Source organism: Brevundimonas naejangsanensis, from assembly GCF_000635915.2.
In the GTDB taxonomy this organism is placed as follows: domain Bacteria; phylum Pseudomonadota; class Alphaproteobacteria; order Caulobacterales; family Caulobacteraceae; genus Brevundimonas; species Brevundimonas sanguinis.
Genome location: NZ_CP015614.1, coordinates 2,548,352 through 2,573,576, shown reverse-complemented (window position 1 = coordinate 2,573,576; position 25,225 = coordinate 2,548,352). Strand labels below are relative to the sequence as shown.

At 68.6% G+C, this 25,225-nt stretch carries 24 protein-coding genes; 13 read left to right on the top strand and 11 right to left on the bottom strand.

Annotation, left to right across the window (positions count from 1 at the left end; genetic code table 11):
- Positions 1-58: 58 nt before the first annotated feature.
- On the top strand, positions 59-1,573 hold the full coding sequence (locus tag DA69_RS12350) for a helicase HerA-like domain-containing protein (RefSeq protein WP_025976415.1): 1,515 nt from the start codon (positions 59-61) through the stop codon (positions 1,571-1,573).
- A gap of 4 nt (positions 1,574-1,577) precedes the next feature.
- Here the strand turns inward: DA69_RS12350 and DA69_RS12345 are convergent, their stop codons facing one another.
- The 3 genes from DA69_RS12345 to timA form a co-directional block, all read right to left on the bottom strand.
- Positions 1,578-3,308, bottom strand: coding sequence for an amidohydrolase (locus DA69_RS12345; RefSeq protein ID WP_235599161.1), 1,731 nt, complete (start codon positions 3,306-3,308; stop codon positions 1,578-1,580).
- A gap of 61 nt (positions 3,309-3,369) precedes the next feature.
- Complete coding sequence (locus DA69_RS12340; protein ID WP_064108293.1) at positions 3,370-4,491, bottom strand: MltA domain-containing protein; 1,122 nt, start codon at positions 4,489-4,491, stop codon at positions 3,370-3,372.
- A complete protein-coding gene (timA, locus tag DA69_RS12335; protein WP_025976418.1) occupies positions 4,491-5,108 on the bottom strand; it encodes a TIM44-related membrane protein TimA in 618 nt (205 codons plus the stop codon). Before timA ends, DA69_RS12340 begins: the two co-directional genes overlap by 1 nt.
- A 255-nt stretch (positions 5,109-5,363) precedes the next feature.
- Between timA and secB the strand changes: the two genes are divergently transcribed.
- Complete coding sequence (secB, locus tag DA69_RS12330) at positions 5,364-5,891, top strand: protein-export chaperone SecB (RefSeq protein WP_025976419.1); 528 nt, start codon at positions 5,364-5,366, stop codon at positions 5,889-5,891.
- A 153-nt stretch (positions 5,892-6,044) separates the two neighbouring features.
- On the opposite strand, the gene dnaQ is transcribed toward secB, so the two are convergent.
- The 5 genes from dnaQ to DA69_RS12305 are packed head-to-tail and all read right to left on the bottom strand — an operon-like array spanning position 6,045 to position 9,730.
- Entirely contained in the window at positions 6,045-6,770 is a 726-nt protein-coding gene (dnaQ, locus tag DA69_RS12325; RefSeq protein WP_025976420.1) for a DNA polymerase III subunit epsilon, read from the bottom strand.
- A gap of 5 nt (positions 6,771-6,775) precedes the next feature.
- Positions 6,776-7,417, bottom strand: coding sequence for a dephospho-CoA kinase (coaE, locus tag DA69_RS12320; protein WP_025976421.1), 642 nt, complete (start codon positions 7,415-7,417; stop codon positions 6,776-6,778).
- A complete protein-coding gene (gene aroE / locus DA69_RS12315) occupies positions 7,414-8,268 on the bottom strand; it encodes a shikimate dehydrogenase (RefSeq protein ID WP_025976422.1) in 855 nt (284 codons plus the stop codon). The genes coaE and aroE overlap by 4 nt, the downstream gene beginning before the upstream one ends.
- Entirely contained in the window at positions 8,265-8,864 is a 600-nt protein-coding gene (locus DA69_RS12310) for a Maf family protein (protein WP_025976423.1), read from the bottom strand. Before DA69_RS12310 ends, aroE begins: the two co-directional genes overlap by 4 nt.
- Positions 8,861-9,730, bottom strand: coding sequence for a pyruvate, water dikinase regulatory protein (locus tag DA69_RS12305; protein ID WP_025976424.1), 870 nt, complete (start codon positions 9,728-9,730; stop codon positions 8,861-8,863). The genes DA69_RS12310 and DA69_RS12305 overlap by 4 nt, the downstream gene beginning before the upstream one ends.
- Before the next feature lie 484 nt (positions 9,731-10,214).
- Here DA69_RS12305 and hemE point away from each other — a divergent pair, with 484 nt between their 5' ends.
- From hemE to DA69_RS12250, 11 genes are all read left to right on the top strand, one after another.
- Positions 10,215-11,249 carry a uroporphyrinogen decarboxylase gene (gene hemE, locus DA69_RS12300; RefSeq protein ID WP_025976425.1) on the top strand — a complete coding sequence of 345 codons (1,035 nt, stop codon included), beginning with the start codon at positions 10,215-10,217 and terminating at the stop codon, positions 11,247-11,249.
- Positions 11,246-12,325 carry a ferrochelatase gene (gene hemH, locus DA69_RS12295; RefSeq protein WP_025976426.1) on the top strand — a complete coding sequence of 360 codons (1,080 nt, stop codon included), beginning with the start codon at positions 11,246-11,248 and terminating at the stop codon, positions 12,323-12,325. Before hemE ends, hemH begins: the two co-directional genes overlap by 4 nt.
- 10 nt (positions 12,326-12,335) lie before the next feature.
- Entirely contained in the window at positions 12,336-12,803 is a 468-nt protein-coding gene (locus DA69_RS12290) for a CopD family protein (RefSeq protein WP_025976427.1), read from the top strand.
- A 249-nt stretch (positions 12,804-13,052) separates the two neighbouring features.
- Positions 13,053-14,549 (top strand): transcription termination factor Rho, encoded by a 1,497-nt coding sequence (rho, locus tag DA69_RS12285; protein WP_025976428.1) that lies wholly within the window; start codon positions 13,053-13,055, stop codon positions 14,547-14,549.
- Between the two features lie 74 nt (positions 14,550-14,623).
- Positions 14,624-14,863, top strand: coding sequence for a DUF6489 family protein (locus tag DA69_RS12280; protein WP_025976429.1), 240 nt, complete (start codon positions 14,624-14,626; stop codon positions 14,861-14,863).
- A 136-nt stretch (positions 14,864-14,999) separates the two neighbouring features.
- On the top strand, positions 15,000-16,313 hold the full coding sequence (mnmE, locus tag DA69_RS12275; protein WP_025976430.1) for a tRNA uridine-5-carboxymethylaminomethyl(34) synthesis GTPase MnmE: 1,314 nt from the start codon (positions 15,000-15,002) through the stop codon (positions 16,311-16,313).
- 63 nt (positions 16,314-16,376) lie between these two features.
- Positions 16,377-18,290, top strand: a complete 1,914-nt coding sequence (mnmG, locus tag DA69_RS12270; RefSeq protein ID WP_029972330.1) for a tRNA uridine-5-carboxymethylaminomethyl(34) synthesis enzyme MnmG — start codon at positions 16,377-16,379, stop codon at positions 18,288-18,290.
- Complete coding sequence (gene rsmG, locus DA69_RS12265; RefSeq protein ID WP_025976432.1) at positions 18,290-18,910, top strand: 16S rRNA (guanine(527)-N(7))-methyltransferase RsmG; 621 nt, start codon at positions 18,290-18,292, stop codon at positions 18,908-18,910. Before mnmG ends, rsmG begins: the two co-directional genes overlap by 1 nt.
- Positions 18,900-19,736, top strand: a complete 837-nt coding sequence (locus DA69_RS12260; protein WP_025976433.1) for a ParA family protein — start codon at positions 18,900-18,902, stop codon at positions 19,734-19,736. The genes rsmG and DA69_RS12260 overlap by 11 nt, the downstream gene beginning before the upstream one ends.
- Before the next feature lie 30 nt (positions 19,737-19,766).
- Entirely contained in the window at positions 19,767-20,654 is an 888-nt protein-coding gene (locus tag DA69_RS12255) for a ParB/RepB/Spo0J family partition protein (RefSeq protein WP_029972331.1), read from the top strand.
- A gap of 38 nt (positions 20,655-20,692) precedes the next feature.
- Positions 20,693-20,884 (top strand): hypothetical protein, encoded by a 192-nt coding sequence (locus DA69_RS12250; RefSeq protein WP_025976435.1) that lies wholly within the window; start codon positions 20,693-20,695, stop codon positions 20,882-20,884.
- A 173-nt stretch (positions 20,885-21,057) separates the two neighbouring features.
- Here the strand turns inward: DA69_RS12250 and holA are convergent, their stop codons facing one another.
- The 3 genes from holA to leuS are packed head-to-tail and all read right to left on the bottom strand — an operon-like array spanning position 21,058 to position 25,185.
- Positions 21,058-22,110 (bottom strand): DNA polymerase III subunit delta, encoded by a 1,053-nt coding sequence (holA, locus tag DA69_RS12245; RefSeq protein WP_025976436.1) that lies wholly within the window; start codon positions 22,108-22,110, stop codon positions 21,058-21,060.
- 10 nt (positions 22,111-22,120) lie between these two features.
- Positions 22,121-22,606: an LPS assembly lipoprotein LptE gene (gene lptE / locus DA69_RS12240; RefSeq protein WP_029972332.1), complete on the bottom strand. Its 486-nt coding sequence runs from the start codon at positions 22,604-22,606 to the stop codon at positions 22,121-22,123.
- On the bottom strand, positions 22,606-25,185 hold the full coding sequence (gene leuS, locus DA69_RS12235; RefSeq protein WP_025976438.1) for a leucine--tRNA ligase: 2,580 nt from the start codon (positions 25,183-25,185) through the stop codon (positions 22,606-22,608). Before leuS ends, lptE begins: the two co-directional genes overlap by 1 nt.
- Positions 25,186-25,225: the final 40 nt, after the last annotated feature.

Genomic DNA, 25,225 nt, shown 5'->3' with positions numbered 1-25,225 from the left:
CGCCTTGCAGCGGCGGCGCGGTCGATTAAGCATGGCTCGCCACGCAGGAGACCCGCTGATGACCGACGCCCCCGCCCTGTTTCTCGGCCAGTCCTTTGAGGGCGCGCCCGAGCGCCTGCTGTTGAACCGGGCCAATCGCCACGGGGTCGTGGCGGGCGCCACCGGCACCGGCAAGACCGTCACCCTGCAGATCATGGCGCAGGGTTTTTCCGAGGCGGGCGTGCCGGTCTTCTGCGCCGATGTGAAGGGCGACCTGTCCGGCATCAGCCAGGACGGCGGGCTTGAGAAGTTCGCCGAGCGGGCCGGCAAGATGGGGCTGACGCTGAACGGCAGGTCGGCGCCCGTCGTCTTCTGGGACCTGTACGGCCAGAAGGGCCACCCGATCCGCGCCACCATTTCCGACGTCGGCCCGGTGCTGCTGGCCCGGATGCTGGAGCTGAACGACGTGCAGGAGGGGGTGCTGACCGTCGCCTTCCACGTCGCCGACAAGGAAGGTCTTCTGCTGCTGGACCTGGAGGACCTGCGCGCGCTGCTGGCCCATGTCGGGGAGAACGCTCAAGCGATTGGCCGCGAGGTCGGCAACGTCTCGCCGACCTCCATCGCCGCCATCCAGCGCGCCCTGCTTCAGCTGGAGCAGCAGGGGGGCAGGGCCTTCTTCGGCGAGCCGGCCCTGCGGCTTGAGGACATGATGCGCACCGCCCTGGACGGCCGGGGCCAGGTGAACGTGCTGGACGCTACGCGGCTGATGAACAGCCCGCGCCTGTACGCCGCCTTCCTGCTGTGGCTGCTGTCCGAGCTGTTCGAGCAGCTGCCCGAGATCGGCGACCCGGAGAAGCCGCGACTGGTCTTCTTCTTCGACGAGGCGCACCTGTTGTTCAACGACGCGCCCAAGGGCCTGCTGGAAAAGGTCGAGCAGGTGGTGCGGCTGATCCGCTCCAAGGGCGTCGGCGTCTATTTCGTCACCCAGAACCCCGCCGACATTCCCGACAGCGTCCTGGCGCAGTTGGGCAACCGGGTGCAGCACGCCCTGCGCGCCTATACCCCCGCCGAACAGAAGGGTCTGCGCGCCGCCGCCCAGAGCTTCCGCACCAATCCCGCCTTCGACACGGCCGAGGCCATTCAGGCGCTGGGCGTGGGCGAAGCGCTCGTTTCAACTCTGGATGAGAAGGGCGCCCCCACCGTGGTGGCCCGGACCAAGATCCGTCCGCCCGACTCGCGCCTGGGTCCGGCGACCGAGGCTGAACGCGCCGCGACCATGGCCGCCAGCCCGGTGCGGGGCGTCTATGACACGGCGATCAACCGCGAGTCGGCCGAAGAGGTGCTGAAGGCCCGCCGCGCCCAGGCCGACCGTATCGAAGCCGAAACGGCCGCCGCCGCAGCCCAGGCCAAGGCAGCCGAAAAGGCCGCGCGTTCGGCGCCGGCTCCGCGCGCTCCGGCCACGCCCCGTCCCCGCGCGCCGTCCAACCGGCAAACTCCGGTCGAAGCCCTGACCAAGTCCGTGCTGCGCACCGCCGGATCGACCATCACCCGCGAACTGCTGCGCGGCGTTCTGGGCAGTCTGAAGAAGCGCTAAAAGCCTAGCTCAGTTCGACCGGGCGGCCGTCTTTATAGACGTCTGTGACCTTGATCCCGGCCAGCCGGTCGGGATCGATCGTCACCGGGTCTGCATCCAGAAGCACCATGTCCGCCAGCTTGCCCGGCGCCAGCGAGCCCTTGCGGTCGTCTTCATAATGCTGCCAGGCGGCCCACAGGGTCATGGCCTTCAGGGCGACCTCGACCGGCACGCGCTCGTCCGGCCCCAGGATGTCGCCCGAGCGGGTGCGACGCGTCACCGTGGCCGACAGCACGCGCAGGGCGTCGGGATTGGCCACCGGGGCGTCGTGGTGGCTGGTGAAGCGCATCCCGCGCCGCCAGGCCGAGCCGCAGGGCGAGATGAACTCGGCCCGCCGCGGCCCCAGCACGGAATCCCGGTGCCAGTCGCCCCAGTAAAAGGTGTGCATGGGGAAGAAGGAGGGGACGATCCCCAGGCCTTTCAGGTCGTCGAGCTGATCCATCCGCGTCGTCTGGCCGTGGATCAGCACCGGTCGGCGGTCGCGCGCGCCATGCTTGCGGCTCGCTTCGCGCACGGCGGCGATCATCAGGTCGATAGCCGCGTCGCCGTTGGCGTGGACTTCAATCTGCCAGTCGTTGGCGAAAGCCAAGTCGACGGCGTCCAGCGCCTGTTGCTCCGTCACCGCCGGATAGCCGCGCCAGGAGGCGGGCTGGCCCTCGGGCGGGACGAAGTAGGGCTGGGACAGCCAGGCCGTCTTGGCCTGGGGCGAGCCGTCCAGCGTCAGCTTGACCCCGCCGATCCGGAAACGGCCCTGGTAATTTCGCCTGTATAGAGGCGTGGCCATGACGTCGGTCGAGGTCAGGATGTCCGGAAAGGACAGGATGTCGATGGGCAGAGCCCCCGCCTCGGCCAGGCCCGCCATCATGCGGCAGGTATCTGTGGACGAGCGCCCGTCCTGGGCCGTGGTGTAGCCGAAACGGGCGTAGTAGCGCGCGCCCTCGACGATCATCTGACGGTTGGCTTCGGCGTCCAGTCGCGTGAACAGGGCGCCCATGACGGCGAACAGGGCGGTCTCCTCCAGCACGCCGTCCGGCTCGCGCGAGCCGTTCTTGCGCCGGAACACGCCGCCGGGCGGGTCGGCCGGGTCCGCCCCCACGCCCGCGGCGGCCAGGGCTGCGCCGTTAGCCGCGCCCAGGTGCCCCGACTGGTGCAGGAACAGCACCGGCACGGCGTCGGATATGGCGTCCAGTTCGTCCCGCGTGGGGTGCCTCCGCTCCTTCAGCTGGGAATCGTCATAGCCGAAGCCGATGACCAAGCCCGTGTCACGGACCAGGGCCGCATGACGGTTCATCCAATCGCGCGTGATCCGTTGCAGGGCGGCGATGTCGTTCCCCTCGCCGTCAGGCGCCGGCAGGAGGTTGGCGTAGCGGGCCTGCAATCCCACCATCGAGACATGGCCGTGCGGATCGAAGAAACCGGGCAGCAGGGTCCGCCCGTCAAGATCGACCCGGCGCGCGGCGCGCCCTGCCGCGGCCTGCACCTCCTCCAGCGAGCCCACCGCCACAATAGCGGCGCCGCGCACCGCCAAGGCCTCAGCCGTCGGCCGCGCATCGTCGATGGTGCGGATGGAGCCGCCGTGGAAGATCGTCGTCGCGGCCGTCTGAGCCTGCGCAGGGCCGCCGAGCGCCAGGCCTCCCGAGACGGCGCCCGTCATGAACAATCGGCGATCCATCGCATATGCAGCAGCCTGTCTCATGACGCTCTCCTGACCCCCGTCCACGCCTGTGTTAGCAACCCGCCGCGATATCGAGAGGTTCCTAGCCGCGCGGGATCAGGCGCCACATGCGCAAGGGGTGGCGCACCGCGCCCGCCTCGTGCCCCGCCGCATCGCCCCGGCCGATATAGAGGTCCGCACGCACCGGGCCGCGAATGGCCGAGCCGGTGTCCAGCGTCATGACCAGGCCGCGATAGCTGGCGCGGGCGCCGCGCAGATTGCCGCCGTCGGCCTCGATCCAGGCCGCCTCTCCATAGGTCCAGCGCGACGGGTCCACCGCCACCGAGCGCCGCGCGGGCAGGGGCACGCCCGCCGCGCCCGTCGCCTCATCGCCGTCATCAGGCTTGGTGGTGAAGAAGATGTAGCGCGGGTTCAGCGCCATCACGCGGCGCGCCTCCGGACCGCGATGGGCCGCCAGCCAGGCGCGGATGGCCTCGCCGGACGTGCCGTCGCGCGGCAGCAGGCCCTCGTCGGCCATGGGGCGGGCGATGCCGACGAACTTCGCCCCGTTGTCGGCGGCGTAGGCGGCGCGCAGACGGGCGCCGTCGGGGAAGGTCAGGGTGCCCGAGCCCTGGATCTGCAGAAAGAACAGATCCTCCGCCTTCATCCACGCCAGGACCGACGACTGCGCCGAGCCGGCCTCGATGGCGGCGCGATCGCCGACGCCGGACAGATTGGCCGGACGGCTCAGCACGGGCGCGTCGAACTCGGCGTCGGGCGTGCGGCGTGCCGGATATTCAGGGGCGAAATAGGCCGTCAGCAGGCCGCGTCCGCCGTCGTCGGTCTGGACCTCGGTGGCCGCGAAACGGCTTTCCAGGAAGGCGCGGGCGTCGCTGGGGTTGGCGCGGGCGACCAGGGCGCGGGCGTCGCGGCAGGTCTCGACCGCGATGCGCGACGGGCCGCAACCGGCGGCATAGGCGCGCAGGGCCGCCAGATGGTCTTCCTCGGCCCAGCCGGGCAGGGCCGCCAGATTAAGCGCGCCCGCGACCGGGGGGGGGGGCGGCCTGTCGATCGGCGGGGTGGGGCCGGGAGTCGGAATCGGGCGGGGCGTAGAGGCGCAGGCCGCCGCCAGCAGGGTCAGGGCTGCAACGCCCGCCCATGAAAGCGGAGCCGTAGGGGAACGGGCCGCGCCCGTCTGATCGAGGGACGCGGACCGGGCGATCATCAGGCGGCGGCCGGCTCGACGCGGGCCAGGGCCCAGTTCGGGTCGGACGTTCCCAGGCGGCGCTCAAAGGTCCAGATTTCAGCGGTGCGGCGCTCTTCCGTGACGGTCTCGCCGCCCGAGGGGGTCAGCGAGCCGCGCACCTCGGCCAGGAAGCGCACCTTGGCCAGGGCGCGATCGCCCTCGGCGGTGGCCAGCTCAAGATCGGCGCGCGGAGGGTGAACCAGCTCGGCGCTCTCGATATCGCCGCGCGCCTCACGGGCGGCGATGCCCGCCTCGAACGACCCCATGACCTTGTCGGTCAGCAGCGGGCGCAGGGCCTCCCGGTCGCCCTTGGCGTAGGCCCCCACAATGGTCTCATAGGCCTGACGCGCGCCCTCCAGGAACCGGTGCGGGTCGAAGTTGGGATCGCGCGCCTTCAGCCCGGCGATCGCCGCCGTCAGTGCCGGGTCGACAGCCGGCCCCCGGGGCGCCTCGGCCGCGCCGCCCAGCGCCGCCGGAACCGCCATCGGTTTCGGATTGTCCTCCGGCTGACGGCCGACCTTCTTGCCCAGCACATTATAAAGCTGGAACAGCAGAACCGCCGCGATAACGGCGAAAATCACGATCTGAAAGGTCACCGGCACGGTGGGTTCCTCGATTTTAGTCAGGCCGCCTGTCGCACGTCAGGAGGAGCCCGGCGGGCTCGCCTTCCAAGCGAAAGGGCTGGGCGTACAATGTGATTAGGGGTCGATCCGGGCGGGCGCAAGGCGAAGCAGGGGGCGAACGCCGGTCTCGACGTTGCGACACAGGGTCCCGCCATGCTACCGCCGCCCCTCACGCCTGCTCGACGAACGAGCGGGACGCCTCATTTCTGCAAGACGGTTTCCATACCCATGACCGACGCCACGCCGCCCGCCGACGCCAACGGCCAGACGCCCGACCAAGCCCAGCCGCAGGACGGCCAGCCGCAAGGCCCGGGCTTCCGCATCCTGGCCCAATACGTCCGCGACCTGTCGTTCGAAAACCCCAAGGCGCCGGACAGCCTCCGCATCGACGGCAAGCCCGCCATCGACATGGGCGTCGAAATGAACGCCCAGGGCCGCCCGGACGGCCTGTTCGAAGTGGACCTGAAGCTGTCGATCAAGGCGACGGCCGACGACAAGTCGCCGGTGTTTCACGTGGAACTGCTCTACGGCGGCCTGTTCGCCCTGCAGGGCGTCCAGCCCCAGGACATCGAGCCCCTGCTGCTGATCGAATGCCCGCGCTACCTCTTCCCCTTCGCGCGCCAGATCATCGCCCAGGCGACGGCGGACGGCGGCTTCTACCCGCCCTTCATGGTCGACCCGATCGACTTCGCCGCCATCTACATCGCCCGCCAGCAGCAGATCGCCAGCGCGCCGGCCGAAACGGGCCAGGCTTGATAAAGGGTCGCTAGCGCGAGGCGCGAGGCGCCTCGCTGCTTGAGCGACAAGATTGATCGCTATCGCAGGACGCGCGGCGTCCTGCTGCTTGAGCGACGATTTACGGGGAAGGGGCGACCGAAACGGCGCACCTTTTTCGCGGGGCGCATGCAGTCAGGCGGCTTCTTCGGTCTCGATCTCGACCGACACGCCGTAGCCCGCCCACAGGCTGAAGTCCTTGATCGTCGCCTTGAGGAAGGCCAGATGCGCCGCCTCTTCCTCGGCTGTGACGAAGGAGGGCAGGGGGCGCGGCCGGGCGCCGTAGGCGGCGCGCACCGCCGTCTCCGCAGGACCGCCGCGCGTCGAGGTCAGGTCCAGCGCCCGCTCCTTGCCGCCGCGCAGCTCCAGATACACTTCGGCCAGCAGGCGGGCGTCGATCAGGGCGCCGTGCAGGGTGCGCTCTACCAGGCTGATCTTGTAGCGCTTACACAGGGCGTCCAGCGAGTTGGCCATGCCCGGAAACCGCTTCTGGGCCAGGGCCAGGGTGTCGATCCAACGGTCCTGCGGCGGCGGCTTGCGGCCGATGCGGCCGATCTCGAAGTCGATGAAGTTGCGGTCGAAGTTGGCGTTGTGCGCGATCAGCGGCGCGTCGCCCAGGAACTCCATCAGGTCGTCGACGACCTCATGAAATTTGGGCGCGTCCTTGACCTTGTCGTCGGTGATGCCGTGCACCTTGATGGCGTCGGGCGGGATCAGCCGTTCGGGGTTGATGAAGCGGTGAAAAGTCCGCCCCGTCGGCAGCAGGTCTTCGATCTCGATGCAGCCCACCTCGATCAGCCGGTCGCCCGTCTTGGGATCGAAGCCGGTGGTTTCAGTATCGAGGACGATTTCGCGGGCCATGCCCCTTAATGCCGGGGATCGGCCCCAAACGAAAGAGCGCCGCGCGGCGGCGTCCACGACGGCGACAGGACTGTCCCCACGATCCGGCGCACCTGGTCGCGCGCCGCCTCCAGACCTCGACCCGTGTCGATGAGGAAGTCGGCGCGGGCGCGCTTTTCGGCGTCCGGCGTCTGGCGCGACGCGATGGCGTCGAACCGCTCGCGCGTCATGCCCGGTCGGGACAGAACGCGCTGGGCCTGCACCTCGGGTTCGGCGGTGACCACCGCCACGGCGTCGACGGCGGCGTCGCCGCCCGTCTCGAACAACAGGGGAATGTCCACGACCGCCAGACGCGCGCCCTGCGCCTGCGCGGCCGTCAGCGCCTGCGCGCGGTCCGTGGCGACCAACGGATGGACGATGGCTTCCAGTCGCTGAAAGGCGGTCTCGTCGCGCCCCAGAGCCTCGGCCAGCCGCACCCGATCGACAGCGTCATCCACGACCACGCCGGGAAAGGCCTGCGCCAGCGGCGCCACCGCCGCTCCGCCCGGCCCATAGAGCCGATGAACGGCGGCGTCGGCGTCCCAGATCACCGCGCCTTCGTCGGCGAACATCTTCGCCGTCGTCGATTTTCCCATGCCGATGGAGCCGGTCAGCCCCAGAACGATCATGCGGCGTCTTCCAGATGAGCCATAGCCACGGCGCGCAGATCCAGCGGCGGGGGCGGAACGCCGAAAATCGCCTCGAACGACGGTCCGGCCTGACCGATCAGCATGGCCAGGCCGTCGACCGTGATCAGCCCTCGCGCCTGCGCCGCCGCCAAAAAGGGCGTGAGCACCGGCTTATAGGTCATGTCCATCACGACCGCGTCGGCCTTTAAGACGCTGAGGTCGATGGTCGGCGGCGCGCTCAGGGCGTTGATGACCAGATCGGCCCCCGCCAGCACCCCTTCGTCCTCGGCGACCGCCACCGCGGCGCCCAGATCAGCGGCCAGGGCTTCGGCGCGGCTGCGCGTGCGGTTCAGGATCGACAGCCGCGCCCCGGCCTGAACCAGGGCGCCCGCAACCGCGCGAGCGGCGCCGCCTGCGCCCAGCATGACGACATGGGCGCCGTTCAGCTCAAAGGCCGGCGCCTGTTCCGCCAGGGCGTAGAGCACGCCGGCCCCATCGGCGCTGTCGGCCCGGACCCGGCCGTCTTCAAACACCAGGATGTTGGCTGAACCGGTCGCCTTCGCCGCCGGGGCGATGTCGTCGGCCAGGGCGAAAGCCTGTTCCTTGAACGGCGCCGTGACGTTGAGCCCCTGAATCAGACCCGCCCGCCCCGCGGCGACCAGGGTGCGGAATCCATTGGGGTCCTTCGGCTGAAAGGCGACATAGGAGCCGTCGACCGCCGCCGCCTCAAGCCAGGCGTTATGCAGGATCGGGCTCAGCGAGTGGCCGATCGGATTGCCGACGACCCCGCCCAGCCGGACCTGCCCCGTGATGCGGGCCGGACGGACCGCCGGTTCCGTTTCTATCTTCATGACCCAATGACCCCCGAACGCCTCAACTCTGTGAGGACGGGCCATAACGGCAATCCGAGAACAGTGAAATAGTCGCCGCGCACTGCGTCAAAAAGTTGCGCCCCCATCCCCTCGAGGCGGTAGGAGCCGACGCAGGCCAGCAGGCCTTCGCCTTCCGCCGTCAGATAGGCGTCGAGAAAGGCGTCGGAGAAGGCGCGGACCTTCATTTCGGCCGTGTCCAGCCCGCTCCAGACGATCTGGCCTTTGTGCGCCAGAGCCGCGCCCGAATGCAGGTGGTGCGAGCGTCCGCGCATGGCCGACAGGCGCGCGCGCGCCGCCGCCAGCGTCGGGGCCTTGGACACCAGCCCGCCGTCAAAGGCCAGGGTCTGATCGGCGCCGAGCACCCAGGCCTCCGGGTCATGACGCGACACCGCCAGCGCCTTGGCCCGGGCCAGTTCAACCGCCAGTTCAGCCGGATCGACGCCCGGGGTCTTCAGGGCGTCTTCGTCCACATCGGCCACCTGCACGGCGAAGGGCACGCCGGCGTTTTCCAGCATGGCCCGGCGCGCGGCGCTCTTGGAGGCCAGGATCAGCCGTTCATGGGGGGCCTGGGTCACATCGGCGCTCCCAGCTTGCGGCTGCGCCGCTCGCTCAACAGGTTGATGATGGCGGCGGCCGTCTCCTCGACCGAACGCCGGGTCACGTCGATGGTCGGCCAGCCGCGCCGTTCGAAGGCGCGCCGCGCCTTGATGGTCTCTTCGCGCACAGAGTCATGATCGACATAGGCCGAGGCGTGGCCGGCGTTCAGCCCGTCCAGGCGATTGCGGCGGATCTGCACCAGGCGGTCCGGCGAAACGGTCAAGCCGACCACCAGCGGATGCTTCAGCGCCGTCAACCGCTCGCCGTCTTCCTGGCCCGGAACCAGCGGCACGTTCGCCGCCCGGATGCCCCGATGGGCCAGATAGATGCAGGTCGGCGTCTTGGAGGTCCGGCTGACGCCGCACAGGACGACGTCGGCCTGTTCCAGCTGCTCCAGCGTGCCTTGTCCGTCATCATGCGCGATGGCGTAGTCCAGCGCGCTCATCCGGTTGAAATAGCCGGTGTCCAGGGCGTGCTGGGCGCCCACCCGCGCCGAAACATCCGCCCCGAGGTAGCGCGACAGGGCGCCGACCAGCGGGTCCAGCGCCCCGATCTGCGGCATCTGCAGCCGACGACAGCCTTCCTCCAGCTGCTCGCGCAGCTCCCGATCCACCAGCGTATGCAGAACCACCCCCGGCGCCGCGGCGACTTCTTCCAGCACCCGCTCCATCTGCTTGTTGGACCGCACCAGGGCGTAGATGTGCTCGATGGGAATGACGCCGTCGAAACGGGCGATCACCGCCTTTGCCATGGCGTTCAACGTCTCGCCCGTCGAATCCGAGACGAGATGGACATGGAAATAGGTGGCCAGACGCGAAGCGCCGGGAGGACGGGCAGGGCTCATGAGGACGGCGTCTCCTTCTGTCCCACGGTCGGATCATCCCCGCGCCCTGTTGAAAAGCCGGGGCGCCGTTCGTGAAAGACCGGGCGCCGAATCCTGTAGCAAGCCCTGTCTCCGGTCGCGAGCGGGGATCGCGGGCGCCGTTGCCGCGATCGGCGCCGGAGTCGTCCGCCTGGGCGCCGAGGTTTCATCCCAGGCTGTGGGCAGGAGCGCCTGTCCAAATTCGGCGCCCGTGGATTCACCCACAACGGCGCCCAGAGGCAAACCCGAGTCTGGCGGGTGTTTCACGGCTTATCCCCATGACTCACACCCCCGCCCGCGATCCCGCGGATTCGTTCGCCGCGAAACGGGGACAAAAGGGAGTCCGACCGGGACGGGCCAGGGTTATCCCCGCGCTCCCCCGCCCTGCTTCCAACCTCTAATTCTTTCAATTCTTAAATCTGAATAGGTATTGAGGCTTGGGGGTGTGCATCCTAAAGCCCAAGACATGAGCACGCCCCTTCTGATCCAGGCTCTCCAGGGCCAAACCCTTTCCCGCCCGCCTGTGTGGTTCATGCGTCAGGCCGGGCGCTACTTGCCAGAGTACCGCGAGCTGCGGGCCAAGGCGCCGGACTTCATCGCCTTCTGCCTGAACCCGGAGATGGCGGCCGAAGCGACCTTGCAGCCGATGCGCCGTTTCGGCTTCGACGCCGCCATCGTTTTCGCCGACATCCTGCTGATCCCCGGCGCCCTGGGGCAGAAGGTGTGGTTCGAGGCGGGGGAAGGCCCGCGCCTGGGCGCCCTGCCATCGGTGCAGTCGATGGCCGACAAGGCTCAGCAGGCTGGAGAGGCCCTCAAGGCCGTGGGCCAGACGCTCAGCCTGGTGCGCGCGGAACTTGAGCCTGAACGCGCCCTGATCGGCTTTGCGGGCGCGCCGTGGACCGTGGCGACCTATATGCTGGACGGCGAACACCGGACCATGGGCAAGGGCGAGCGCGCAGCGGCCCGCACCTACGCCTACACCCAGCCCGAGGTCGTCTACGGCCTGCTGGACGTGCTGGTGGAAGCCACCGCCCACTATCTGAAGATGCAGCAGGACGCAGGCGCCCAGGTGCTGAAGATCTTCGAGAGCTGGGCCGAGGGCCTGCCCGACGATCTGTTCGAGAGCCTGGTGCTGAAGCCGCATCAGAAGCTGGTCGCCCGCGCCCGCGAGCTGGGCGTCACCGTGCCCCTGATCGGCTTCCCGAGGGGCTCGGCGGCCCTGGCAGAACGCTATGCGCGCGAATGCGACGTGCAGGGCGTGGCGCTGGACACCGCCTGTCCGCTGGACGTCGGCCAGCGCGTGCAGAAGATCAAACCCATCCAGGGCGCGCTGGACCCTCTGCTTCTGCGGGCGGGCGGCGACGCTCTGGACCGCCGCGTCGATCAGCTGATGGAGGCCTGGGGCCAGGGGCCGTGGATCTTCAACCTCGGCCACGGCATCCTGCCGGACGTGCCCATCGCCCATGTCGAGCAAGTGCTGAAACGGATCGGCGCCCAATGAACCAGACCGCCACGACCCTAGAGGGACGACCCGGCCGGCGCGTGGCGGTCGTTCTCACCAACCTGGGCGGTCCTGATCGCCCCGAAGCGGTCAAGCCCTTCCTGTTCAACCTGTTCAACGATCCGGCCATCATCGGTCTGCCGGGGATCGTGCGCACGCCGCTGGCCAAGCTGATCTCCAGCCGTCGCGAGACCTCGGCCCAGGCCAACTACGCCTTGATGGGCGGCGGCTCCCCCTTGCTGCCCGAGACGCAGAAGCAGGCCGAGGCCCTGTCGCGCGCCCTGGCGGACGCCTCGCCGGGCGACGACAGCCGGGTCTTCATCGCCATGCGTTACTGGCATCCGCTGACCGAAGAGACGGCGGCGGCGGTCAAAGCCTTCCAGCCCGACCAGATCGTCCTTCTGCCCCTCTATCCGCAGTTCTCGACCACCACGACGGCCTCCTCGCTGAAGAAGTGGACCGAGTGCTACGACGGACCGGGCGAGACCCACGTCGTCTGCTGCTATCCCGACGCGGAAGGGCTGATCGAAGCTCAGGTCCGTCTGATCCAGCAGACGTTGGACCAGGCGCAAGGCAAGCCGGTGCGGGTGCTGTTCTCGGCCCACGGCATTCCCGAGAAGCTGGTCACAGCGGGCGATCCCTATCAGGCCCAAGTTGAGGCGACCGTGGCCGCCGTGGTGGAGCGCATGGGCCTGACCGACTGGGCTATCTGCTATCAGAGCCGGGTCGGTCCGCTGAAATGGCTGGGCCCCCCCACGCCTGACGCCATCGAACAGGCGGCCAAGGACGGCGTGGGCGCGCTGGTCGTGCCGATCGCCTTCGTCTCCGAACATATCGAGACCCTGGTCGAACTGGACATGGAATACGGCGAACTGGCCCATAAGGTTGGTTGCGCGCCCTATCTGCGCGCGCCGACGGTCAGCGCCGACCCGGTTTTCATCGCCGCCCTGGCCGATGCGGTCGCGCGGGCGCTGGAGACGCCGGGGACCGCGCCGCAGGGGGCTTCGCAGGGTCGACCATGCGCCGGCTTGAAAGCCTGCCCGTCCGGCTGTTCAAAGGGCTCCAAGGCGGCCTGAGGGGATCGACATGGACTATTACAACCTGGCCCGCGGGCTGCACATCCTGGCGGTGATCGCCTGGATGGCCGGAATGCTCTTCCTGCCGCGTCTGTTCGCCTATGACGCCGAGCAGAACGCCAAGCCTGAACCCTTGCGCAGCGAGATGCAGGCCCTGCTGCGCGCCTGGCAGACGCGGCTGCTGCGGATCATCATCAACCCGGCCATGATCCTGGCCTTCATTTTCGGCGGCTGGCTGCTGTGGCTGCGCAGCGGCGACGGCGCCGACTGGTCCTTCGCCCATCAGCCGTGGATGATGACCAAGCTGATCGGCGTCTTCCTGCTGGCCGGTTGGCACGGCTTCCTGGCGGGGCAGCGCAAGAAGATCGCGGCGGGCGCGTCGAAATATTCCGGCCGTTTCTGGCGCATGACCAATGAGATTCCGTTCGTCCTGGCCATCATCATGGTGTTGTCGGTGACGATGGAATGGAGTTTCTAAGCGCCCTGACGCGAGCGACGCGGTCGCGCGCTGCTTGAAGGCCTTGACCTGCAGGGGTCTTTCGTGGTTCCGCTGCGGTGAACCGTGCGGCCGATCCGTGCAGCGCGGTCCCTCTCTTTTGCGACGCCTGCCGGTTTGAGCCTGCGGGAACCCGTCGCCCTCCCTCCCAGCCCCTGCGGCTGAAGCCATTACGACCTTTCTGCTCCTGGCCGCCTCGCCGCGTCCGGGCGCGCGAACGAGCACGCCATCATGACCGATACGCCTGAAACTCCGGACACCGAAGTCGCTGAAAATGCAACGGAAACGCCGGTTGAGCGGCCGCGTCGCACCCTTAGCCTGGGCGGCAGCCGCGCGGCGGCGCCGGTCGAGGAGGCCGAGCCCGAAGTCCCGGTTCAGCCTATCTCTGACGACGACGACCACGGCGTCGACACCACGGCTGAAGACGACGATGAGGACGACGACGGCGAGCCCATCGTCCCCAACGGCCGCATCACGCTTCAGGAACTGAACGAGAAGACACCGGAAGACCTGGTCGCCTTCGCCGAGGGCCTGGACATCGAGAACGCCGGCAACCTGCGCAAGCAGGACCTGCTGTTCGCCATCCTGAAGACCCTGGCCGACGAAGAGGTCGAGATCATCGCCTCGGGCGTGCTGGAGATCCTGCCGGACGGCTTCGGCTTCCTGCGCAGCCCCGACGCCAACTACCTGCCGGGTCCGGACGACGTCTATGTCTCGCCGTCGCAGATCCGCCGCTTCGGCCTACGTTCGGGCGACACGGTGCACGGCGCCGTGCGCGGCCCGCGCGAGGGCGAGCGCTATTTCGCCCTGCTCAAGGTCGATACGATCAACTTCGAAGATCCGGAGATGGTCAAGACCAAGGTCCTGTTCGACAACCTGACCCCGCTCTATCCCGAAGAGCGGCTCAACATGGAGATCCAGGACCCGACGCTGAAGGATCGCTCGGGCCGGGTCATCGACATCGTCGCGCCCCTGGGCAAGGGGCAACGCTGCCTGATCGTCGCCCCGCCGCGCGTCGGCAAGACGATGATGCTGCAGAACATCGCCAAGTCGATCGAGCGCAACCACCCGGAAGTCTTTCTGATCGTCCTGTTGATCGACGAACGCCCCGAAGAAGTCACCGACATGCAGCGCACGGTGAAGGGGGAGGTCGTCGCCTCGACCTTCGACGAGCCGGCCACCCGCCACGTCGCCGTGGCCGAGATGGTGATCGAAAAGGCCAAGCGCCTTGTCGAGCATAAGAAGGACGTGGTGATCCTGCTGGACTCCATCACCCGCCTGGGCCGCGCCTACAACGCCACGGTTCCCTCGTCGGGCAAGGTGCTGACCGGCGGCGTCGACGCCAACGCCCTGCAGCGGCCCAAACGCTTCTTCGGCGCCGCGCGCAACGTGGAGCAGGGCGGGTCGCTGACCATCATCGCCACGGCCCTGATCGACACGGGCAGCCGCATGGACGAGGTGATCTTCGAAGAGTTCAAGGGCACCGGCAACTCGGAAATCGTGCTGGACCGCAAGGTCGCCGACAAGCGCATCTTCCCGGCCATCGACGTGCTCAAGTCGGGCACCCGCAAGGAAGACCTCATCACGCCGAAGGACCAGCTGGCCAAGACCTATGTCCTGCGCCGCATCCTCAACCCGATGGGTCCGCAGGACGCGATCGAGTTCCTGCTCGACAAGCTGCGCCAGTCCAAGAACAACGGCGACTTCTTCCAGTCCATGAACACCTGATACTGGCCCTAGCGCCGCCCGCGCGGCGGGCGGCTGCTTGAGGGCCTGTTTCACGTGAAACAGGAGCGCGGGTCATGAAGCTGAACATTGAGATCGAATGCACTCCGGCCGAGGCTCGCGCCTTCCTGGGCCTTCCGGACGTGACGCCGCTCAACGACCATTTGGTCGGGGAAATGCAGAAGCGCATGGACGCCAACATGGCCGCCATGCAGCCGGACGAATTGATGAAAACCTGGACCAGCTTCGGCGTTCAGGCACAGGACCAGTTCCGCCGCCTGATGGAAGCCGCCGTCACGGGCGCGCCCAAGCCGTGAGTCCCATGTTCTCCTCCCTACGAAGTGGGGAGGTGGGTCGGCGGCGCAGCCGACGAGACGGAGGCGCTGTTTCCTTCCGCGCTGGCCCCTCCACCACTTCGTGGTCCCCCTCCCCATGGAATGGGGAGGAGAAGCTATGACCCACACCATCTTCGCCCTCGCCACGCCGCCGGGCCGCGGCGCCGTCGCCATCCTGCGCCTGTCGGGCCCAGGCACGGAGACCGCCCTGGCCGCGCTGGGGGCAGGGGGGCTGACGCCGAGGCTGGCCTCGGTACGCAGCCTGCGCCACGACGGCCGTCTGATCGACGAGGCCCTCATCCTGCGCTTCGTCGCCCCGCGCTCCTATACCGGCGAGGACTCGGCCGAGCTGCACCTGCACGGCGGCCGCGCCGTCGTCGAGGCGGCCAGCACCGCCCTGATCGCGCTTGGCCTGCGTCCCGCTGAGCCGGGCGAGTTCACCCGTCGCGCCTTTCAGAACGGCCGCATGGATCTGGCCCAGGCTGAGGCGGTCGCTGACCTCATTGACGCTGAAACGGAAGCCCAGAAATCTCAGGCCCTGGGCCAGCTCGACGGCGCCCTGTCCGCTGCCTACGCCGGATTCCGCCGCGACCTGTTGAAGGCCCTGTCGCTGGTCGAGGCCGAGATTGACTTCCCCGACGAGGAAGTGCCTGACAATCTGGCGCGCACGGCCGGACCGGTTCTGGACGCTCTGGCGACCGATCTTCGCGCAGCCCTGGCCGATTCCGATCGCGGGCGGCGGGTGCGCGAGGGCTATCGCATTGTCCTGATCGGCGAGACCAATGCGGGCAAGTCGTCCCTGTTCAACGCCCTGGTCGCGCGCGAAGCGGCCATCGTCACCCCCATCGCCGGGACGACGCGCGACGTGCTGGACGCCGACATCATGATCGGCGGTTACGCCGTCACCCTGTCCGACACGGCCGGTCTGCGCGACAGCGACGATCCGGTCGAGGCTGAGGGCATCCGCCGCGCCCGTGCGCGCGCCGAGGGCGCCGATCTGCGCCTGTGGGTCCGCTCGCCCTCCACCGACGGCGCCGAGGATCCGGCCGCCGCCTTCGTGCGCGCCTCCGATCTTCAGGTGCTGAACAAGGCCGATCTGGGCGCCGTGGCGCCGGCGCCGGACCTCGAAGCCCTGAGCGTCAGCACGGCGACCGGGCAGGGGCTGGCCGAACTGCATCAGTGGATCGCCGCCCGGCTGGCGCGCGACCTGTCCGGCGCTGACTTCCCCGCCGTCACGCGCGAACGCCATCGCCGCCGCCTGGCCGAGGCTTTGGCCGCTGTCGAGGAGGGCCGCCGGGCGCTCGATCTGGCGCCGGAAATGGCCGGCGACGACCTGCGCCGCGCCGCTGACGCCCTGGCTCGGGTCACCGGCGCCATCGGTGTCGAGGATATCCTGGGCGAGGTCTTCTCCTCCTTCTGCATCGGCAAATAGGCCCGGCTTTCGCCTGTTTCACGTGAAACAACGGTTCCTCAGCCGGTGGCGATTTCGGTCCAGATGGACTATGTGAACGCCATGAGCTCGAGCTGCGATCACACCTTCGACGTCGTCGTCATCGGCGGCGGTCACGCCGGTTGCGAGGCCGCGACGGCCGCTGCCCGTGCGGGCGCCCGCACCCTGCTTCTGACCCAGAAGCTGGAGACCATCGGCGAGATGAGCTGCAACCCGGCGATCGGCGGCCTGGGCAAGGGCCATCTGGTGCGCGAGATCGACGCGCTCGACGGGGTGATGGGCCGGCTCGCTGACGTGTCGGGCATTCAGTTCCGCATGTTGAACCGGTCCAAGGGCGCCGCCGTGCGCGGCCCACGCAGCCAGATCGACCGCCGTCTCTATCGTGAGGCTATGCAGGCCGAGCTGGCGGACTATCCCAACCTGACCTTGATGGCGGGCACGGCCGAGGGGCTGATCCTGAACGGCGACCGGGTGGTCGGCGTCACGACCGGGGCGGGGGAGACCATCCGCGCCGGCGCAGTGGTGTTGACGACCGGCACCTTCCTCAACGGCGTCATCCATCGCGGCGACCTGCGCATTCCGGCGGGCCGTTATGGGGAGGATCCCTCGACGGGCCTGGCCGGCGACCTGCACGCCGCGGCGCTGATGATGGGCCGGCTGAAGACCGGGACGCCCGCGCGCCTGGACGGTCGCACCATCGCCTGGGAGCGACTGGAGATGCAGGCCGCCGACGACCAGCCCGTGCCCTTCAGTTTCCTGACCGACTGCATTGAGGTGCCCCAGATCGCCTGCGGCGTGACCCACACGACCCAAGAGACGCACCGCATCATCGCTGATAACCTCGGCGAAAGCGCGGTCTATGGCGGCCGCCTGTCCGGGCGCGGCCCACGCTACTGCCCCTCGATCGAGGACAAGGTTGTGCGGTTCGCCGACAAGACCAGCCATCAGGTCTTCCTGGAGCCGGAAGGTCTGGATGATCCCAGCGTCTATCCGAACGGGATTTCGACCTCGGTGTCCGATGCGACGCAGCTGGCCTTCCTTCACACCATGCCGGGTCTGGAGAAGGTCGAGGTTTTCCGTTTCGGCTACGCCATCGAATACGACTATGTCGATCCGCGTGAGCTCACCCCGGCGCTGGAGGTCAAGAAGCGACCCGGCCTGTATCTGGCGGGCCAGATCAACGGTACGACCGGCTATGAGGAGGCGGGCGCGCAAGGGCTGATCGCCGGCCTGAACGCCGCCCGCGCAGCCGCCGGTTCTGATCCGCTGATCCTCGGCCGCGATCAGGCCTATATCGGCGTGATGATCGACGACCTGGTGACGCGCGGCGTGACCGAGCCCTATCGCATGTTCACCAGCCGGGCCGAGTATCGTCTGACCTTGCGCGCCGACAATGCCGATCAGCGGCTGACGCCGATTGGAATGGAAGCGGGTATCGTCGGCGCAGAGCGGGCGAAGATTTGGCGGGAGAAGGCGGACCTTCTGGGCGCAGCCAATCGTGTTTCACGTGAAACGCTGTTCACGCCCAAGGAGGCGGGGGCGCTGGGGATCACGGTCAACGCCGATGGTCAGCGTCGCTCGATCCGCGACCTGCTGGCCTTCCCGAACGTGACCCTGGATCACTTCACTGCGATCCACCCCGAAATCGCCGACTGGCCCGCCGCGGTGCGCGAGCAGGTCGAGATCGACGCCGTCTATGCCGGCTATCTCGACCGTCAGGCCCAGGACGCCGAGGCGCTGAGGCGGGAGGAGGGGCTCGCCCTGCCACGCGAGCTTGACTATGCCGCCATCGGCGCCCTGTCGAATGAGGTGCGCGAGAAGCTGGCTATGATCCGTCCCCTGACGCTGGGGCAGGCCGGCCGGATCGAAGGCATGACGCCGGGCGCGCTGACGGCGCTTCTGGCTCACGTGAAGAAGGTGAAGGACGTGGAAGCAGATCTCGCGGCGGTCGTCGGCTGATGTCGGACGCTATCGACGCCTTTCGCGCCCAGACCGGGGCCAGCGACGCCAACATCGCCGACCTGACGACCTTTTTGGCCATGCTGACCGAGGCGAACGAGGTCATGAACCTGGTCGGGCCGGACACCCTGCCGGACTTTTGGAACCGCCACGCCTGGGACAGCGCCCAGCTTCTGGATCTGGCGCCAGAGGCAAAGACCTGGGCCGATCTGGGCGCCGGGGCGGGCTTTCCGGGCGTGGTCTTGGCGATCTTGCTGAAGGGCAGGCCAGGCGCCCACGTCTGGCTGGTCGACAGCCTCGGAAAGCGCTGCCGTTTCCTGCAGACCATTGTCGACGCCCTGCAATTGCCCGCCACCGTGGTCAACGGCCGGGCCGAGGAGCAGGCGATCGCGGTTGATGTCGTCACGGCGCGGGCTGTGGCGGCGATGGAGAAGCTGTTGGGTTATGCACAGCCCTACTTCCAACGCGGTGCAAAAGGCCTGTTCCTCAAGGGAGAGAAGGCCGAGGCTGAGTTGAAAGAGGCCCGTCGGGTCTGGCAGTTTGAAGCCGAGCTCGCTGTCTCGCGCAGCGATCCGCGCGGCCGCATCGTTTCACTGAGGGGTCTTCGCCGTGTCCGTTGAGTCCGTTAAGCCGTCCTCGGTTCATGGCACCCGCGTTCTGGCGGTTTCCAACCAGAAGGGCGGCGTAGGCAAGACCACGACCGCCATCAACCTCGGCACGGCGCTGGCCGCGATCGGCGAGAAGGTGCTGATCGTGGACATGGACCCGCAGGGCAATGCCTCTACCGGCCTGGGTGTTCCACGTGAAACACGGCGGGTGACCATCTATGACGTCATCGTCGACGGCCGCCCCGTCGACGAGGCGGCGATCGAAACCGCCGTGCCTGGCCTGTTCATCGTCACCGCCGACCCAGACATGTCGGGCGTCGAGATCGAGCTGAGCCAGTCGGATCGCCGCTCCTATCGGCTGCGCGACGCCCTGGCGAAGCAGGGCGGCAACGGTCATTCCCGGTATGACTATGTCCTGATTGATTGCCCGCCGTCCCTGAACCTGCTGACGCTGAATGCGATGGCCGCGGCCGACGCCGTTCTGGTGCCGCTGCAATGCGAATTCTTCGCCCTTGAGGGTCTGACCCAGCTGATGCGGACCATCGAGATGGTGCGTCAGAGCCTGAACCCGGCGCTGGAGATCCAGGGCCTTGTCCTGACCATGTATGACCGCCGCAATGCCCTGTCCGGCCAGGTGGCGGCCGATGTGCGCGCCCATTTCGGCGACAAGGTCTATGACAGCGTCATTCCCCGAAACGTGCGGGTGTCCGAGGCGCCGTCGTTCGGCAAGCCGGCCTTGATCTACGATCTGAAGTGCGCGGGCAGTCAGGCCTATCTGAAGCTGGCGCGTGAACTGGTCGCGCGCGAGCGCCAACGTCGTCAGGCCATCGCGGCCTGATCAACCTGATAAGTAAACGGAAACAGCATCTTGTCCGAACGTCAGCGTGGTCTGGGCCGGGGTCTCTCGGCGCTTTTGGGTGAAAACGCGCAGGAAGCGGTCGCCGTCGATGCGGCCGGCCCGGCGCCCGCGGGCGTGCAGCGCGCGCCCATCGAGGCGCTGAAGCCCAATCCCGATCAGCCGCGCAAGATCTTCGCCAAGACCGATCTGGACGAACTGACGGCCTCCATCCGCGACAAGGGCGTGCTGCAGCCGATCCTCGTGCGGTCGCAGCCGGGCGAAGCGGGCGTGTGGCAGATCATCGCCGGCGAACGCCGCTGGCGCGCCGCCCAAGCCGCCCGCCTGACCCAGGTGCCGATCGTCGTGCGCGAGATGGACGACATCGAGGTGCTGGAAGTCGGCGTCATCGAAAACGTCCAGCGCGCCGACCTGAACCCCATGGAAGAGGCCAACGCCTACGCCGTGCTGATGGAGCGTTTCGGCCGCACCCAGGACGCCCTGGCGGGCGTGGTGGGCAAGAGCCGCAGCCACGTGGCCAACACCCTGCGCCTGCTGCAACTGCCCGAGTCGGTGCGCGAGCATGTGGTGCGCGGCGAGCTGTCGGCCGGCCACGCGCGCGCCCTGATCACGGCCCCGAACGCCGAACACCTGGCGGCGGAGGTCATCGCCAAGGGCCTGAACGTGCGCCAGACCGAGGCCCTGGCTCGTCGTGCGGCCGAGGGCCCGAAGACGCCCAAGGTCCGACCCGCGCCGAACGGGGAGGGCGCCGCCGACATCGCCGCCCTGGAGCAGGATCTGTCCGACGCCCTGGGCCTGAAGGTTTCGCTGGCCGACAAGGGCGGCAAAGGCGAGATCACCGTCAAATACGGCACCCTGGAGCAGTTGGACGACCTGTGCCGCCGCCTGATGCGCGGCTAAGAGGCTCTTTCCGGCGCCGTTCGTGTTAGGGTGGCGCCATGACTGAGAAAACTGAAAAACCGAGCGCCGCAGATGCGCTGAAACGCGCCCTGGCGGCCAAGCAGGCGACGAGCCGCAATACGGGCGCCTTCGGCGGGGCGGCCGGCGCCGCCACGACCGAGAAATCCATGCAGCGCCAGTCTGTGGCGCAGAACAAGCCGGCCTTCCGGCGCGCATCGAAGCGCGGCTGACGCGGCGTCTCCTCCCCACCTTGTGGGGAGGCGGATCGACGCCGAAGGCGACGAGACGGAGGGGCCGCTTGGGTCCGCCGGAGAAGCGCCTCCACCGCTACGCGGTCCCCCTCCTCATTGCATGGGGAGGAAAGCCTAGCCCTCAAACAGCGCGAAGCGCGTTAGGGCGGCGCTTAAAGCCCCATGCGCTTGGCGCGGGCGGCGATTTCCAGCAGCAGGCGTTCGGCGATCAGGGCCTCGGGCATGCCTGTGGTCTTGGTCATGACGTCGGCGGTGTTGACGCTGTCCTGCACCTCGTCGAGCAGTTCGAGGCGCCAGCCGCGCGCCTGGCGCAGCAGTTCGGCCTCCTGTTTCCAGAAGACGCCGGCGGCCTTGGCGGCCTCCTTGGCGCCGGCGCCGTTGGCCTGCAGGATATTGATCCGGCGCAGCTTTCCGAGATGAAGCGAGGCCATGCGCACGGCCATGACGGCGCTTTCGCCCTCGGCCAGGGCGCGGCGCAGGCCCGCCTGCGCAGGGCCGGGGCGGCCGCCGAACGCCTGTAGGGCGGCGTCGGACAGGGAGGCGTCGGGTTCGACCCCGAGGTGGGCGTCCATTTCTTCCACGTCGATGGTGCGGCCGGAGCCGGGGCCGATGTAGAGGATCAGCCGTTCGATCTCCTGGCGCATCAGGCCGCGTTCGCGGGGCAGGCGGGCGACGAAGCGATCCAGCGCGTCCGAGGTCAGGCCCACCTTGTCGGCGCCGAGGGCCTCGCGCGTCATGCGGGCGACGTCGCCGACCTCGTCCTCGTAGCAGGCGATGGCGACCGCGCCCTGAGCCTTTTCGGCGGCCTTGCGCAGGGCCGATTCGCGACCCAGCGCTCCGGCCTCGATCACCAGCATGGCGTCGGGGTTGTAGGCGCCCTCGGCGTGGGCGCTCAGGGCGGCGGCCACGGCCTTGTCGACGCCGCCCTTGGCGTCTCCCATGCGCACCCGCACCAGACGCCGCCCGCCGATCATGCTCAGCGCCGTCAGGGCCTCTTCCAGCCGAACCGGGTCGCCGTCGATATCGGCTTCGGTCAGCAGGGTGACGTTGAACGGGTCGTTCAGATCCGGCGTGATCGTCTTGCACAGCCTCAGGGCGCGTTCGGTCACGCCCGACCGGTCCTTGCCGTGGATGACGGCGGCGCGAACGCCGGCGTCCGGCGCCTTCAGAAAGCGGTCGACGTCAGGCCGCCGGGACAGGATCATGCGCCGGCCTTCAACGCCCCGCCAGGACGCGCATCATGTCCAGGCGGATCAGTCGGGCCAGATCGGCGGCGGCGCGGTCCTCGCCGTCCTGCTGGGCGGCGATGGCGGCGTAGGGCTGGTCGGCGGCGGCGTAGGTGATCGTGGTGGTCTGCACGCCCTTGAGGGTTTCGCCGCCCGCGACGGGGGTCAGGGACCAGGCGGCCCTGACGGTCAGTTCATAGCGGCTGGCGGTGTCGTCGATGCGGCGGCCCAGCGGGCGGCGCTTGTGCTCGACGTCGGTGGCCAGGCGATAGAGCGGCGCCTGGGCGCCGTCGCGTCCGAAGGCGTCCTCCAGCTGTTCGCGCAGGCGATAGCCCAGCCGGTCGTCGGGCGTCGTTACGGCGATGCGCGACAGGGCGCCGCTGACCCCCGCTTCGCCATACAGGGGCGTAAAGCCGCAGCCGGACAGCAGAACCGTCCCGGCCAGCGCCAGCAGGAGACGACGCCCGCTGCGCATCAGCCGGCCACCAGATTGACGATACGGTCAGGCACGACGACCACCTTGCGGATGCTGAGGTTGTTGGCGGCAAGGTAGGCCTGAACCGTCGGATTGGCGAGAGCGGCGGCCTCGACCGTCGCATTGTCCGAACCGCGCGGCAGGACGACCTCGCCGCGACGCTTGCCGCCGATCTGGACGGGCAGGGTGACCTGGTCGTCGGCGGCCAGGGCCGGGTCATAGACGGGCCAGGGCGCGTCCAGAACCATTCCGGCCTCGCCCAACTGGGTCCAGCATTCCTCGGCCAGGTGCGGGGTGAAGGGCGCCATCAGCCGCGCCAGGGCGGACAGGGCGGTCTTCTTCGCCTCGGCGCCCGCCTTGTCGTGCTGGCGGATGGTGGCCAGGAAGGCGTAGAGCTTGGCCACGGCCGAGTTGAAGCGGAAGTGCTCGACGCCCTCGCTGACGGCCTTGATGGCCTTGTGCGTCTCGCGGATCAGGGTGGCGTCTACATCGGCGTTGGCCGGAGCGGCGGCGTCGTATGAGGCGTATTCGCCCCAGACGCGCTGCACGAAGCGGGCGGCGCCCTCGACCCCGCCGGTCGACCACTGGATGTCGCGCTCGGGCGGGCTGTCAGACAGGATGAACAGGCGGCCGGCGTCCACCCCATAGGCGGTGATGATGTCCTGGGGCGCGACCACGTTCTTCTTGGACTTGGACATCTTTTCGATGTCGCCGATCGTCAGGGCGGCGCCGGTCGACAGGCGGGTGGCGACGCGCTGGCCGTCCACGGTCTCGATGCGCACGTCCGAAGGCTCGACCCAGCGCGGCTTGCCGCTGTCTTCATGGCCGTCGAAATAGGTCTCGTGGACCACCATGCCTTGCGTGAACAGGCCCGCGAACGGCTCCTTCACGTCCATCAGGCCGGCGTCCGACAGGGCGCGGGTGATGAAGCGGGCGTAGAGCAGGTGCAGGACCGCGTGCTCGACGCCGCCGATGTACTGATCGACCGGCAGCCATTTGGCGGCGGCGGCCTTATTGATCGGCTCGGCCGCCTTGGGATCGGCGAAGCGGGCGAAATACCAACTGGAGTCCACGAAGGTGTCCAGCGTGTCGGTCTCGCGCCGGGCGGCGGCGCCGCACGACGGACAGTCGACATGCTTCCAGGTCGGGTGACGGTCCAGCGGGTTGCCGGGCACGTCGAAGGTGACGTCCTTGGGCAGTTCGACCGGCAGCTGGTCGGCCGGGACCGGCACGACGCCGCAGGCCTCGCAGTGGATGACCGGGATGGGGCAGCCCCAGTAGCGCTGACGGCTGACGCCCCAGTCGCGCAGACGATAGATGGTCGCGCCCTGGCCGGTTCCGGCGGCCTCGATCCGGCGGATGGCCTCGGCCTTGGCGGCCTCGATGTCCAGGCCGTTCAGGAAGTCGGAATGGAAGATGACGCCCGGGCCGGTATAGGCCTCGTCGCCCACGGCGAAGTCGTCGCCCGCGCCCTCGGGACGGACGACCGGGATCACCGGCAGATCGTATTTGCGGGCGAAGTCCAGGTCGCGCTGGTCATGCGCCGGACAGGCGAAGATGGCGCCGGTGCCGTAGTCGGACAGGATGAAGTTGGCGATCCACACCGAGACCTCGGCGCCGGTGAAGGGGTGGATGACCTTCAGCCCCGTATCCCAGCCGATCTTCTCGGCCTGTTCGATGTCGGCCTGGCTGGCGCCGCCCTTGCGGCATTCTGCGACGAAGGCGGCGACCTTGGGGTCGGCCTCGGCCAGTTGCTTCGAGATCGGATGATCGGGGGCCAGACCCATGAAGCTGGCGCCGAACAATGTGTCGGGGCGGGTGGTGTAGATCTCCAGTCCGTCATCGAAACCAGCCGGGGCGGCGCCCGCCCAGGCCCACTTCATCTGCAGGCCCTTGGACCGGCCGATCCAGTTTTCCTGCATCAGGCGGACTTTTTCCGGCCAGCGGCCTTCCAGCTCGGCCAGGCCGTCGATCAGATCGTCCGCATACTGAGTAATGCGCAGGAACCACTGGTTCAGCTTGCGCTTCTCGATCACGGCGCCCGAGCGCCAGCCGCGCCCGTCGATGACCTGCTCATTGGCCAGGACGGTGTTGTCGACCGGGTCCCAGTTGACCACGCCGTCCTTGCGATAGACCAGGCCGCGCTTGAAAAGCTCCAGGAACCAGGCCTGCTGCTTGCCATAGTATTCGGGGTCGCAGGTGGCGAACTCGCGCGACCAGTCCAGCGACAGGCCCAGAAGCTTGAGTTGGCCGCGCATCGTGGCGATGTTGGACCAGGTCCAGTCGCCGGGGTGGACGCCGCGCTCCATGGCCGCGTTCTCGGCCGGCATGCCGAAGGCGTCCCAGCCCATCGGGTGCAGCACGTCGAAGCCCTGCGCCCGCTTCCAGCGCGCCACGACGTCGCCCATGACGTAGTTGCGGGCGTGGCCCATGTGGATGTTGCCCGACGGATAGGGGAACATCTCCAGCACATAGTATTTCGGACGGCCGGTGTCGGCGTTGGACACCGAGAAGGCGTCGGCCTCGGCCCATCGGGCCTGCTGGCGGGGTTCGGCTGTCTTGGGCTCGTAGCGGGCCACGGCGTATCCTGAGGTCTCGCCTCAGGCGCGAAGCTTGAGG